Annotated in this window: 7 protein-coding genes; 6 read left to right on the top strand and 1 reads right to left on the bottom strand. The window is 40.4% G+C overall.

Going from position 1 to position 15669, the window contains the following annotated elements; translation table 11 throughout:
- Positions 1 to 4010: hypothetical protein (locus tag K0B81_06875; protein MBW6516322.1), on the bottom strand; the 4010-nt coding region annotated here is incomplete at its 3' end.
- A 951-nt stretch (positions 4011 to 4961) separates the two neighbouring features.
- On the opposite strand from K0B81_06875, the gene K0B81_06870 reads away from it, so the two are divergent.
- The 6 genes from K0B81_06870 to K0B81_06845 all read left to right on the top strand — a co-directional run bounded on the left by K0B81_06870 (position 4962) and on the right by K0B81_06845 (position 15643).
- Complete coding sequence (locus tag K0B81_06870) at positions 4962 to 8627, top strand: T9SS type A sorting domain-containing protein (protein MBW6516321.1); 3666 nt, start codon at positions 4962 to 4964, stop codon at positions 8625 to 8627.
- A gap of 600 nt (positions 8628 to 9227) precedes the next feature.
- Positions 9228 to 9716 (top strand): ferritin family protein, encoded by a 489-nt coding sequence (locus K0B81_06865; protein ID MBW6516320.1) that lies wholly within the window; start codon positions 9228 to 9230, stop codon positions 9714 to 9716.
- Positions 9717 to 10613: 897 nt separating this feature from the next.
- Positions 10614 to 11966, top strand: a complete 1353-nt coding sequence (gene dnaA / locus K0B81_06860; GenBank protein ID MBW6516319.1) for a chromosomal replication initiator protein DnaA — start codon at positions 10614 to 10616, stop codon at positions 11964 to 11966.
- A 289-nt stretch (positions 11967 to 12255) separates the two neighbouring features.
- A complete protein-coding gene (locus tag K0B81_06855; protein MBW6516318.1) occupies positions 12256 to 13524 on the top strand; it encodes a hypothetical protein in 1269 nt (422 codons plus the stop codon).
- A gap of 25 nt (positions 13525 to 13549) precedes the next feature.
- On the top strand, positions 13550 to 14377 hold the full coding sequence (locus K0B81_06850; protein MBW6516317.1) for a peptidyl-prolyl cis-trans isomerase: 828 nt from the start codon (positions 13550 to 13552) through the stop codon (positions 14375 to 14377).
- 9 nt (positions 14378 to 14386) lie between these two features.
- On the top strand, positions 14387 to 15643 hold the full coding sequence (locus tag K0B81_06845) for a peptidylprolyl isomerase (protein ID MBW6516316.1): 1257 nt from the start codon (positions 14387 to 14389) through the stop codon (positions 15641 to 15643).
- Positions 15644 to 15669 lie beyond the last annotated feature (26 nt).

Raw genomic sequence — 15669 nt, 5'->3', positions numbered from 1 at the left:
AAATAACTTATCCCCGTGATCATCAGGTTTCCGGGAGCATTGATCTCGCTGGCCAGATAGATGGTCTGACTGAGGCTGTTCCGCCAGTTCATACACATCGGTAAGATATTACTGAAATTGACCCTGGTCCCCATTTCAAAAGCCCACTCGTCTGCCAGTTGGAAAACAAAGGTCGTATTCGGTATGGCATCGGTTAAATAGCCGCCGGTAGGATTTGTATGACTGAAGGGTACAGAATTTCCATAGTTAAAACGGCTCTGAGCCGCCAATCCGGTCGAGGTAGTCAGAAATCTATTCTGGTCACTATAAGAAAAAAGTTCAAAGTTTCTTTCGATCATGACTACCAGATTCTGACCACTGTAATAATAATCAGTATCAAACGGGATATTGATCGTATTAGAGCCGGCAGGAAAATTCACCGACCCGTAGAATACCAGTTGCAGATTATTCGACGATATCCAGCCACCGGAGAGATTATTGGCTCCGGTTTCACCTACCCAGACCCTGATCTGCTTATTGCCTACCGCTTCGGTAAAGTTGCTGTAGTATTTGATCCCCTTTACATTACCTTGAAAGGCAAAATTATGAGCTGGATAGATCGTCTGAGAGAGGCTTGTCCTGTTATTCATACTGACCGGTAACCTGCTGTGCAGTTCTGTCCCCGCCCCGACATCGAATATGTGATCAGTTGATGTTGAGGGATTGAGTATAATTCTGATATCAGGAATAGCTGTATGGTAGACATGACCATCTGAAGGTGGATTTTCAGGGTCGAATTGATCATTGCTCATAAGTACCATAGCCAATTTATACTCATCAACCCCCCAGGTACACTTAGAACGATTAAAGTATTGTGGTGGGGCTGTACCTTCAGGATCATAGACCCGGTATGCTTTGATAGCTAAATGCCCGCCATTGTACTCAAAGTGAGTTGACAGGGGTATCTCAATAACACTTGGTCCAATAGGGAATTCTATCATCCCGTCAAATACCAGTTGATACAGATCAGAAGGGATCCAGTATTCGTCGTCCATATAGCTGTCATCAACCTCACCCATCCAGATCTTGACATGCCTCTGACCGGTGTAATTGTTATAATTAGAGGCTGCAAAAAAAGTTATCTGTTCTATAGTTCCCTGTCTTCCTATCAAGTAATTAGGATAGATCTGTTGGGTCAGACTATTTGATTGAACGAAAGAAAAAGGCATTATTGAGCTTGATGTACCGGTTCCGATGAGGATCTCCGTGTCGATTGCCGGCACTACGGTAACACTCTGTGAGGGACCCGATTCAATACCGTCATAGACCCCCTTGACATAATACACATAGGTAGTGCCGTTCAGCAGGTAATAATCACTGTAGGTATTACCCGTTAGGGGAGTGGTGGTGATCAGGACATCGTTACGGTAGACATTATAACCATCGGGTGAGCCGATACCCTCCCAGTTCAGGATAGCAAACCGGTCTCCGGTAGTGAATGTCAGATTCTGGGGTGGTCCCATAAGAGATAATACTGCCGTCCAGCCATCCCTTCTGTTAGTCCCATTGGATAAAAACTTGAATGTAAGAGCACCACTACTATTATTAGATACGATAGTTACCGGATCGGTTGACATCCCATGCAGATACTGGATCAGAGGTTTGCTAACATCGAATCCATCATAGATATATAGATAATCAAAATCCTCTTCTATATCATAGAGAAGGAATTTACACATCATCTGGGCATTGGGGATTGTTGTCCTGAATGTCATTGTTTTATATTCATTATTCCTGTATTGCCCGAACGGTCCTAATGAATCGTAAAAGTACCGGCTATCTTGGCTGTTAAAAAATACTATGTCATTATTCATCCAGTATTCATTTGGACCTGGCGCACCAATGGTCGTGAATGACCACACCGGGCTCCAACCCGATCCGTAGGAGTTATCGGCACTGACCATCCAGCGGTAAAGGGTCTGTGGTTCCAGGGAGCTTGCATTGTAGATATAGCTTGGCTCCGTCAGATTTGATATATTGATCAACTCCTGGTATGGATCATCCCGGAAGAAAATAAATGAATATGTCTGAGCATTAGAGCTGCCCGGCCACTCGAAACTGATCATTGTCCGGTCAGTTTCCGGGTCGCCATTCTCAGGTCTGATCGGTTCGCTCGGACCGATCGGCATTCCGTTCGTTGTAGCAAAGATTCCTGTACTGCTGGTAGCTGAACCGTAAGGATTTTGAGCAGTTACCTTCCAATAATAAGTTGTACTGGGCTGCAGCGTCGCCTGGATCACATATTGCTGATCCATAATATTACTTGCTGATTCTATCAGCAGATAGGGATTATTTTTCCAGACCTCGATCGAATATGATTGGGCATTAACATGGTTCCATTCCAACAAGCAGTTACTGAAGTTGTCTATTAGAGTTCCATTAATGGGAGAGCGTAATGTCGGCTGAGAAGGTGCCAATTCCATTTGAACCTTAAAACTGATCGTCTCTCCTGCTTCGCTGACATCATAAATAGATAAGCCACCCACACTGCCATCCCGCAGAAAACTGGTCGGATTGGTCAAATAATCGTTAATACTAGCTCTGCCGGAGTTAGAAGTGAAATGTGCTCTACTGAGCTGTCCGTTGGAGGCAGAGGGATTATCGGGGTTTAAGACGGTACCGCCTGGTCGATATATATATACCTCCAGACGGTTGGGGTGATTATTACCATGATCGGTTGGAAAGATCCGGTAAACTAACAAGCCTGAACCTGGAAGATTATTCTCATAGTATCCCTCTTTTTTCCTGTATTCAACAACGAAGAACTGATTATCTGCGTTGGGAGAGGCGATCATATAGGCATTATTTACCGGTGAGGTCAAAGGGTTCAGGGTGTAGGTTCCGGAAGCTGTTATCTCAGGTATTGAGGAGATCCAACTATTACCCGTATATTTATATTTCATCCAGGCACCCATGTGGACAAATCCGTGAGCCATAAGATCCCATTCGCCTACAGGCGTATAACCGTATCCGGTATAGAGATCAGGTGCAAATTTTCCTGTTCCCTGTACCCCTTTGGTATGAAAAGTCTCGTGCGATAAGACATAAACACTACTCATATTTTCACTCTGCAGAGTAAATTGCCAGAGCAGTTTATTGTTGATGGAGGTGTCGTAGAAAAGATTATCCCACGCCATTCTGGGCCAGAGCCAGGTACCGCTGGAATGGTTACCCCTGATTATAAAGGTGACGTTATCAAGATAACCGTCGTTATCGGAATCTATTATCAGACCACTCGGAACCTGATCTCTGATGGCGAAGATGGCATTCCTGAACAACGTATGAACTCTCTGCCACTGCTGACCGGTACCACTTTCATAACCTATCGGATTATTCTCCGGATGATAGGGCATATAGTAATTACGGGGTTGAGGATCCTGATAGGAGAGATTGGTGGATATATCACAGACCGGGAAATGATGACTGATAATATCCATCTGATCGTAAGAAACTTCCTGAAAATAGTGCCTGACTGAAGCTGAGGTAAGACTGTTAAATCGATTATCGAAGTTCTGGCGGCTCGTGGCAAACTCTTCCTGGTCAGCAAATCTGATGTAGATCACGATGTTATTGATCACTCCGGTACTCGGTGAGATGCTCAGCCACTCTCTGCCGGTTCTCTCCATTTCATTCCGGCGTGACACATATTCCTGTTCTGATATCCTTAATCCCGGCTCCAGAGCAGCCATAGAGGGATCGGTCTGACTTACCCGGTATGTTGAGGGAACGAGAGCATCCCCTTCCCTGACGGCATAATAATGATAGGCATCCGGACCTTTCAGTATCGTATAACCGGCTGCATCATGCAATCTATTGTAAAACTCGTCGCCGGAAGAAAAGATCTGTAATATCTCTCCGTTAGGCTCGATGATCTCAGTCGGAACATCTGTCAGAAAAGCTCCCGATAATAAACTCACGATAACTATCAAACATGATAAACAGGTCAGAATTTTTAATGATCTTACTTTCATAGTAATCTCCTTTCATTTCAATTTTGGATCTATCTGTCTCTAAGACGGGTATGAGCCGGATAGAGGGATAAAGATAGTCTATTCTTAAGAATATTCTTCTATAGTTTAAGTATAGAGTAATACAAACACTTGAATAACTCAGCTAAAAAAACAAAAGATCGACTACGGTTCTCATAAATACAATATTCCATCAAAATCTCCTTGAATAGTGAAATTAATATGCGCCTTTCCTTGTCAAGATAAAATTTATTTGCTTTTAAAAATTCAACAATTTTTCGTCTATCTGACTTTAGCAGATAATGAAGTTCAGCTCCATTGGGCGGCGGGCGGGATTCGATCCATTTCAATACCTGACATTGAAATGTCAGGCTATCTTATTACATACCCCATTCGGGGCATGATTATTTACGCTTGCTTGGCTCCGGTAGCACCCTTCGATACAATCAGGCAAAAGAGCCGGATCACTCAGGATGACAGATAAACAGGCTGAAGTCTATGTTACAATGATTTTAAATTAAACAAATTTTTTTTAGTGGCAAAAGATAATGCTTGACAAATTGAGTGAGATTGCGGACTAATAACTATAGTAGATATCATGTCGAAATAAAATTCAATGCCGATAGGCAAAGATGTTAGAGCGAGATTTGAACTACTGAATTAACGGTAGTTTGGAGTTCATAGTTAGGATTTTTGCGGCGGTGGCATTACAGATAAAAGCTTAAATTTTATGACGAGGTGTTGTGTTTAATTGTCTATGCTTTGAGGTTAGTTTGGCATGAGGCGATTTTGGATCTATCAGACTATAATCTATTTTTACCCACTATCATATAATATCTATCGCTACCGGCGGTAAACCAACCACATATTTCATTATCTGACGATAACGGACAAAGTGTCCAATAGTGCATCAATAATAAATAACAACTATCTTATTTATTTTAAGGAGAAACAATGAAAGAGTATTTTGCTATGATCTTATCCCTGACACTGTTGTTAGGGTTATTCACCTGTTTAGAAGCAACCCCGACCATGTCTTCATCCGATAATACAAACAGAGACCTGACGGGGTCATATATTGATAACGTCACAACCGGCTATACTCCCGGTGAAAATGGAGTGGTCCTACAATTTGCTACTGCTGCTTATTCAGTTGATTGGGAATATGTAGTTTACGCTGAAATGGACTTTCCGACAGGAATAACGGTAGTTTCGGCAACCATGATGGGTACAATCCCATACAACGGGCAGACCGGCAATGGTGTGATCTCTACCTGGGGCGACATTAATAATTGGAATGATTGGCTTTATAATCAAACGGTCAATTTTAGTGTAACTGTCAATATAGCTGCCGGGTTTTCCGGTGACATGATAATTCCTTGGATGCTGCACGGTGACGTTTATGGCTCTCCCCCACATTCAGTAAACGGAACCGTTGTGATACCTGAGGGTGGTACTCAACCACCGGGTATTCTCTGGTCGCAGATGTCACCATCCGGATTTCTCTGTGCATCTCAGGAGTTTGAGCCGGATTTTGATACTTATGACTGTAAAGGGGCTGATGATTTTATCGTAACGAATGGTCCATGGACGATCAATCATGTTAAATTTGTCGGCGGTTTTTGGAATGGAGCTGGTCCGCTTCAGAGTGTCAATATCGAATTTTATCAGAACAGTGGTGGACAGCCGGGTACTTCCATTGTCAGTTTTACCAATCTCCCCTATACAGAGACAGCTAATACATTTAGTGTAGATCTTCCTGCCGGTCAGCAACCTGTCTTCAATGACGGACATTATTGGATCTCCATTCAGGGAAGAATGGACTATGCTATTGGAGGGCAGTTTGGCTTGAATCCTCATGCCACTCCACAGGTAGAGTTAGAGAGGCATTGGATCAATCCGGGGGGTGGTTTCGGACCCTATACGACCTGGACTGCCGGTTCTGTTGTTTGGGATACTCAAACTGAACGAGATTTCTGTTTTCAGTTAGAAGGAGAATCAGGAGGAGGAGGACCCTTCTACTATTTCGAGGATTTTGAAGGTGGAGACGGTGGTTGGACGAGCGGTGCCGTTACCGGAAATAATCAGTGGGAATTTGGTACTCCGGCACAGGGAACAATCAACTCCGCCCATAGTGGTGCTAATGCCTGGATGACCAAACTGGCAGTTAATTATGAGAACAACGCCAATAGCTGGCTGATGTCTCCGGAATTTAACTTTGCTGATGTAGATACCCCCTTTATGTCGGTTTGGTTGAACATCTACTGTGAAGGGTACTATGATGGCATGATCCTTGAATCGTCAATAAACGGCGGAACAACATGGGATCATGTATTAGGTGACGATGGATTTTATAACAATTTTGAAACATATGGTGCTATTCCAGCTCCGAACTGGTCGGGATATAACGGCACCTGGTCACAGTTCTCAACATTCTTGCCACAGCTCGCTAATCAGCCGTCAGTAAAATTACGTTTCCGTTTTGGTTCAGACGGTTCTGTTAGTGCAGATGGTATGGCAGTTGATGATGTCCTGATCTATGATGCGGAACCCGGAGCCATAGAGGGAACTGTCTCGCTAATGGGTGGTACCGGCAATGTGACCAATGTCACGGTCTCGGCTGGTGGTGAGAGTGTTCATCCCGTAGCAGACGGTAGTTATGTTCTTACTCTGAATCCGGGAGATTATACGGTTACAGCCGAACTTTTAGGTTATCAGACCGAGATAGTTGAAAATGTCTCTGTGATGGGAGGAGAAGCCACAACCGACGTAGATTTCGTACTAGGTAACATCGAGATCGCTGTAGATCCGTTATCCATAACAGCAGATCTTACTCCGACCAGTCCAACCCTAACCATACCATTAACGATTACGAACAATGGGTATGGAGACCTGAATTATCAGATCTCTTATGCTTTTGATCAGGTTAACAGAGGGGTGTTACCTGCTTCAGTTCCAAGAGGGATCACAGATCATAAATTTAATCCCGAAAATACCTTACGAGCTACCGATAAAATCTCATACCCTGTTAGCCAGCCAACAGGCACACGGGACATGTTCGATCTTCTGTTTGAATTCCCAACCCATACAGATCTTGGCGAATTCGGGGTGATTACCGACGGGTATTATATCTATACTGCAAGATGGAATGATTCACTATTCTATAAATTTACGCTCGATGGCACATTTATCAATGAATTCTCGATACCGGGCATTACCTTAGGTGTGCTCGATATGACCTTTGACGGTCAATATGTCTTTGCCGTTGCCTATCCCGGAAGTTTCAGTAATATCGTCTATAAGCTCGATCTGGAAAATGCTACTCTGATAAGTCAGTTCACTACCAATGAGGCCTCAGTCGGTATTGCTTATGATGCCATAAATGACGGTTTCTGGCTGACCAGTGGCTGGTATTCTCCACTTAGATTAGTTGACAGAACAGGAACCCTGATGCAGAGTATTAATGTTACGCCCTCAGGAATTGCCTCTTTAGGATGGGAAAATGTTACCCCTGACGGTCCACATATCTGGGTTTACTCTCATGAAGGGAGCTCTTATAATCTATTAACACAGATCGAGGCAGCAACCGGAAATACTGTGCAATCTTATGATCTTACTTCAGTACTTTCACCAGTTAATTATGGCGGTGGTATGGATTTCACAAATCTGCTGGTACCGGGACTCAAGACCTTCCTTGGTGTTGTTCAGAACCAAAAAGTCTGGGTAATGGAGTTGGGACCTGATAGTACATGGCTATATGTTAGCCCTATGTCGGGTACCGTACCCTCCGGAGGAGCTGTTGTTTTGGATGTCGTTCTCAATGCGGAAGATATGGAGTTAGGTACCTATACTGCTGATATTATTATCAATAACAATGCTCAAGCTGATCCTATCATCATACCGGTGACCTTGATCGTGGCGGAACATAGCCCTAATCCATCAGCTGCCCATAGTCCTATCCCGGCTCACGAAGCAATTGATATCCCTCACAATACCCCTATCGGCTGGACTTATACATCGAGTGGTATCTGGACCGATCCGCTCGGATATAAGATCAACATGTGGGTCGGAGATACTTCGGGAGATTCCTTTACTGTTTATGTGTTGGGCGGTCCGGGAGTTTATTATTTTGAAGAACACCCGTTTGTTTTCGATTATGAAACTACTTATTTCTGGCAGGTGATTCCCACAACTATTGTCCCTGTAGGAAGATCTGAAGAAACCAGCAGTACCCGCATCTTAGAGAGAGACGTGGTTAATACAAGAGGTGATGCTGAGGGATGTCCGATCTGGACGTTTACGGTAGCGAGTGAATCTTCTGTAGATCTGCCTGATTTGCCGTTAGTCACCGAATTGAGAAGTAATTATCCCAATCCGTTCAATCCGGAGACAAAGATCAGTTTCAGCTTGGAAAAGGGTGGATTCGTGACTCTCGATATCCTGAATATTCGGGGACAGAAAGTGACGACGTTGGTCAATGAGTATCGAGATATGGGTCATCATGAGATCCTCTGGAACGGACGTGACAGCAGTAACCGCGAAGTTGCCAGCGGTATCTATTTCTATCGCATGAGCAGTGGAGAATATCAATCCACGAGAAAGATGTTGATGATGAAGTAAAAAAGTGTGATCTGTGATCGGAGAAAAACCGGAGGAAGGATAGCAAGCATTGAACCACGGATGAACACAGATTAAAAACAAAACAGATTTAAAAATGCAATGTAGGGGCGGTTGACTTCGTCGAGCTCGGAAGCAGCCACGAAGAAGTGATTTCCTCGGTTCACGAACCGCCCTTTTTTTAATCAATAGAACACGGATCTAACGGGAAAAACCGAAAAAGAGGGATCAAAAAAATAGAATTCCTGCGGGGAATTCATCATACCCTGATAGTGGTATTTGTTATGACCTAGCCCCTAAAACCTAACACCTAAAACCTATTTATTTCCTTCTTGATTGGCTCCAGTATCACCCTGAGCGTAGCAATGGGTGACATAATATAGCCTGCGACTTTAGTCGCAGGTAATGGAGCTCTGCTACATTTGGGCGGCGGGTGGGTTTAGATCATCCAATCCAGACACTGAAGTGTCTGGCTATGATATTTCATACCCCATTCGGGGCATTCATTCTCTTCTTGCTTACCTTCCACAGGATTTTACTTGCCAGAATGGATAAGTTGCTTAACTTGTTAGATATAAAAAAAAAGAGGTTAAGGAGTAAATTATGGATTTCTTTGATATTGCAATGGGTATTGAAAAAGAGGGGGAAGATTTTTACAATTCGTTGGCTGAGGGTTGTGCCGCTAATGAAGGGATGAGTAATATTTTCAAGATGCTGGCGAATGATGAGAAAAAACACTATGCTACCTTCAAGAAGATGAAAGAGAATAATCCGCAAGATTTTAAGAAAAGCGATATCTTTGAGAGTGCCCAGGAGATCTTTGCCGGATTTCGCAAACAATTTGATAAGGTGAAATGTGACGGATCTCAAACCGACCTTTACCATAAGGCACTGGAATTAGAGAAAAAGAGTTATGATTTCTATATGGAAAAATTGGACGAGTTTACTGATCCGGTGCATATGGAGATCATCCGCAAAGTAGCTAATGAAGAAAAGAAGCATATGCTGCTACTGGAGAATATAATTGAGTTGGTGGAGAGACCGGAATATTGGCTGGAAAATGCGGAGTTCTTTCATTTAGAAGATTATTGATCCACGGTAGCAAAGCAAGAATTAACCACTGATTAACACTGATTATAAAAGGATTAGCAAGAATTCCCCAGCAGAAGAAAAGGCAAGCAAAGATGGAAATAGTTATTAGTTATTAGCTATATAGATATTAGTGAAATCCTGCGGAAGATTTGCAGGAAGGATTAGAACACGGATTTGACGGTAAAATTAGACATTACGGATGGAAAAATAAATTATAGGGGCGACTGCAGAATGTATCGATGAAGAAAGATTAGCAAGTCCATGGGAAACAGAGCAAGCTTTGGACCACGGATGGACTTGGATGAAAACGGATTAACACTGATAAAAAAAAACGCTTAAAAAAGCTTTGTAGGGGCGACCAGTGGTCGCCCTTATTTATAAACAGACTAAAGTCTATGATACAAGACCGTGTCAGTATCTCTTGCCCTTAAACAGCCACATTATACATAAGTAGTTGCTTGATAAGGATTTAAGTAATAACAACGATCAGAGTTTCGAGATAAGAAAAAAAAATTTTGACCTTTGCTATAGATAAATTATCAAGCAGATAATAGCGGTAACTACCGGAATGAGCAGAAAAAAATAATTTCTATAAGTCTTTGTATTTAGATTATTTATGCTGTAATTTTTCTTCTCTTTCTATCTTCTTCATCTTTATAGAATGCTTGACAAAGGAGTGTGTTTAATAATTCTTGTGAGCGTTATCGACGTCAAAACAAAATGAAATGATGATTTATCGGGATAGATGAATTTGGTATTTGATCCAACTTAATCTTTGTTGGTAACTTAGGAAATCATAATAAGAGAGAAACATCCATATTCGATAAATCTGTGAATATTTTGTGGATAACTTAGTAAGGCAAATAAAATTAAGAATAAATAGATGAAGGTCTCGTTATGGAAGAAGCACAGCAGAAATGGAATCAGATATTGGACACATTAGAAGAAACGATAAACTTACAGAGTTTCAAGACATGGTTTAATGAAACGAAAGTTGTGGATAAACCTAAAGAAGATACCTTTTTGGTTATAGTACCGACAAAATTTGCCGCAGATTATCTTAATAAAAATTATGCTGACTTTATCACAGAAATCTCTCAAGGTTTATTCAACAAGAAGTACTTCTTTCGTTTTACCAGTAATACCGTAATAACCAAAGAGATTCCCAGATCGGAATACGATTTCAAACAAATGATGTCCAATGGTAAAACTTACCTTTTGAATCCTAAATACAATTTTGAGCAGTTTGTAGTCGGTAAAAGTAATAATTTTGCCCAATCGGCTGCCTTAGCAGTTGCCGAGTCACCGGGAAATATCTATAATCCACTCTTTATCTACGGAGAATCAGGAATGGGTAAGACACATCTGATGCAGGCCATTGGTAATTTTATAATGGAAGAACGACGAAAGAATAATACAATACATTATATAACTGCCGAAGAATTTACCAATCAGATGATAGATGCGATCAGAAATCATACCATGCCAGATTTCCGGAACAAATATCGTAATATTGATGTTCTATTGATCGATGACGTGCATTTCTTAGCCAAGAAAGAGGGTATTCAGGAAGAGTTTTTCCATACCTTTAATACGCTTTATGAAAGTAAACGCCAGATAGTGATGACCAGTGACCGCCCACCAAAAGATATTCAGGATCTGGAAAAGAGATTAGTAACCAGATTTGAGTGCGGACTTTTAGCTGATCTGAAGACACCCGATTTCGAAACAAGAATGGCAATTCTTAAAAAGAAGTCAGAAACAGAAAATATTATTCTCAACGATGATATCCTCGAATATGTAGCCGAGAATATTATCAGTAATGTCAGGGCTCTGGAGGGTTCTCTGATCCGTATTCTCGCCTATTGCTCCTATAATAATATCAATCCTGAAGAGATAGATAAAGTTCTCTGTCAGGAGATCCTGAGTGATATGATCTCGGATAAAGTCTTTGATATCAATATAAACGGTATAATGAACAAAGTATGTGCTCACTATCAACTTACTCCGGGTCAACTATTAGGGAATACGAGAAAGAAGAATATCGTCTTTCCAAGACAGGTTGCCATGTATCTGACCAACCTTTTAATACCGCAACTATCTCTCAAAGATATCGCTCTATATTATCAACGAAAAGACCATACAACTGTCTTACACGCCAAAAAACATATAGAAAAACTCTTTCGCAGTGATGTTGATTTTCGTATCCAATTAGAAAAAATCATCAAAGATATTAGAGCGGTAAGTTAAATCCTTGATTCGTATAGTTTTCTATGATCTTAAAACCACTTATCCACATATCCACAAACCTTATTGTTGATAGTTGTTGAGAAATGATTTAAATGATTGGTACAACTAAAACTTCGTGGATAAGAGATCGGTTAAGAAAAAAATATTCACAAGTTATACACATCGTTCCCGAAGAGATAAAAATAAGGTTAACAAACAACTTACGAACATTAAACTTGACTTATCCCCTTATCCACCAAACCTAATACTATTACTAAAAATATATCAAAGAAAGGAATTATTAATAACAATGAGAATAGTTACATTGATCACTTTAATCATCTTAACCTTAGTCATGATCTTTGGTTGTTCAACGAGAAAAAATATTATTGGAGAAGATAGCGATCTTGAACCTAATGTAGTCGAGATCAAAGCAGAACAAGGTCTTTTTGAATATTATTATTCTTATGAGAATGAGACGGGAAATTTCATGCGAAATACCAAGAGTATAACCGGTCATTTTCGCGGCAATGAATCTATAACCCTGCTTCGGTTTACTAACTTACCTGATTCCGGTTTTGTACTTACAGAGGATCCGACACTGACCTTAAAGATCAGGAATAATTATAACGCTGAAGGGATGACATTAAGATTTGGTTTGATAAGACAGAACTGGCATCATTTTTTTGCTACCTGGGAACAGGCAGAAGAGAATATAGAATGGGAATTGAGTTGGGATGATCAAAGTGCTATGGAAATCTTAGACGGTCTATTAGGGATGGTTACTGAAGAAGATTCACTTGTGATAACGATCCCGTCGGTGAAGATGCAGGATATCATAGAAGGATGGATACAAGAGGAGCCGGAAAGTTATGGTTTGGCTATATTCAGCGAGGTATCAAATGGCAGAAATGACCAATATGTTGAGTTTTATTCGCGGGAAACAACAAACGGACCAATATTAAACTTTGAGTATTATACTGCCGAAACGGACACAATAATCTATACTTACGAGAGAATGCCTCTACAACAGACTTTTATCAATTCGAAAAAGCCGGTAGAAGGTTACTATGCTGGAGAAGAAATAATAATAGGAAATATCGTTCCGACTAGAAGTGTGATCAAATTAAATCTGGAAGAAGATTCTTTTGATCTTCCTCCTAATATTGATCTAAAAATGATAACAGTAAATCGGGCTGATCTGATCGTGCACAGGAAGACTGATGAAGATATGTATCACTTTACAGTTGAGCCATTTGAGTTCTATCCCTATTATCTGTTGGAAGAATTTGCTCCGTCAGAAACCGAAAAATTACCGATAGAAGCCGAAAATATTGGCAATTTTACAACAACTGTAACATCTTTCTTTGGTGTTGATGCCGAATATGTATCTCTGAACATAACACCGATAGTACAGGCACATATCTCGGAGATCAAAGAGAATTTCGGTTTACTGATAACTTCTTCACTGGAGAATAAAGATAACGGATTTATCGGGTTCTATACACCTGATAGTGTGGAAATTGAAAAAAGACCGTACTTAAGAGTTATATACACACTGCCGTTCTTACCTGAATAGATTTAGCAAAAAAGAGATGACTTCTATGCGAAAAAAGACATTATTTATGAACATATCATTGATAGTAGTATTCCTTTTGCTCTTATCATGTGCTAAAGAAAGACCAGAAGATACAAATAATGTTATTGCTATTGTAAATAATGAATTGATAACCAGAGAGGCACTGCTGGAGTTTGCCGAAATTGATGATTTAAGTCAGATATCGGAGGCAGAATTAAGGGAAAAGATCGACGATTTGATTAAATTAACTATACTCGCACAAGAAGCAACAGATCTGCTCAAGCAACCAATAATTAGAGAAAGAGTTAAATTAGCCCAGAAAAAAGTTTTGGCAAACGCCTATTTAGCAAAGATAATTCATGAATTTAATCCGACAGAGACAGATCTGTTCAATTATTATCAAATGCATAGAAGCCGTTATATAGATGAAAGAGAAGAATACAGGATCCAGAGGATATTTTTGACTGAACCTATGATGGCTGATTCGGTAACAGTGATGTTAAATAATGCAGAAATTACTTTTGCATCAGCAGCAAGAGCTTACTCTCAAGAAGGGGTACGAAATAACGATGGTTTTATAGGATATCAGACTTCAGAAGAGATGGAACCTGCTATTTGGAGAAGTATTAGTGGGTTAGCTCAACATCGCTTTGCCCGAGTTCCTGTTAGTAACGGAATTTATCTGGTACGTTATACCGATAAAAGAACAAGGTTAATAGATCGTCCCTTCACTGAAGTAGTTGATTCAGTAAGAATAGAATTTCTTAATGAGAAGCGACGAGAAATAGTAAATAATGATCTTAATGAGTTAATGTATAAAGCAGAGATAATATATAAAAAATACGATAGATAGAGGATATTAATGAAATATTTAGTACTAATTATACTTATAATGGTCTCAACCATGTTGATAGCCGAAGAGTTAGTAGATCAGATAGTAGCTAAAGTAGGGCGGGAAGTGATCTTAAGGAGTGATCTTGTGCGACAGATGCAACAAATGGAACAACTTGGTTTACTGGAACAGGAGATGACAGAGCTGGATATGATCAACGAAATGGTAGAATCAAGATTGATCTTGCAGACAGCGAAAGATAAAAACTATCGTCTCGATGAATACAGGATCCGTCAAATGATAGATACGCAGATCAATAATCAAATATCAAGAATCGGTTCTGAGACATTATTACGTGCTGAATTACAGAAAGCTGGTATGTCATTGTCCGACTTAAGGGATTATTATGATCAGATGATCAGAGAACAAAGACTGCGGGAGATGATAATCCAGAACGAGATAACCGATCGTGTCCATATAACAGAAGCAGAGGTAGAAGAATACTATTATGATAATATAGAAGAGCTTCCTTTGAGACTGGAGATGATTGAGTTAGGTTTGATAAGAAAAGAGATAATAGCGAGTGAGAGAACCAAAAAGAGGGTTTTAGCCGAAATTAATCGTATTTATGATAGACTAAGAGAAGGTGAAGATTTTGGTGCTCTGGCTAAAGAATACAGTGATTGTCCAAGTGCAGAAAGAAGAGGAGATTTGGGATTTTTCGGACCGGGAACAATGATCAAAGAATTTGAAGATGTCGCCTTTGCTCTTAAACCGGGAGAGATCAGCCGGGTAGTTGAAACACAATTCGGATATCATATCATAAAAATGGAAGAGAGAGATGAAGAGGATATCAGAGTAAGACATATATTGAAAATGATTGAACCGACCGATGAAGATATAACCCAGATAATGACAACAATGGAGGATTTGCTTGTTAGTTTAAGGGATGGAGCTGACTTTCAAGAACTCGCTACCACATATTCTGATGATGATACAGCAGAACAGGGTGGAATAATTGGAGAGTTTCCCGATAATGAATTTCCTGAGATGTTCAATAGTTACATCAACAGTTTGGAGATAGGTGAATATACTGATATTATCAGGGAGGGAAACAACCTCTTTGTCTTTACTAAAGTAAGAATAATACCTCAAAGGGTTTATCAGTTAGATGAGATCAGAGAAGAGCTAAGAGAATTTCTGCATACTCATAAACAAATAGAGCATTTTGATAGATGGATCAAAAATTTACGAGATAATTCCTACGTTGAGATCTTTTATAATTAAAAAATAGTTACTGACAGGTAAAAAAT

This window comes from Candidatus Cloacimonadota bacterium (assembly GCA_019429305.1).
Lineage (GTDB): Bacteria > Cloacimonadota > Cloacimonadia > Cloacimonadales > JAJBBL01 > JAHYIR01.
This window is presented reverse-complemented; position numbering and strand designations above follow the sequence as displayed.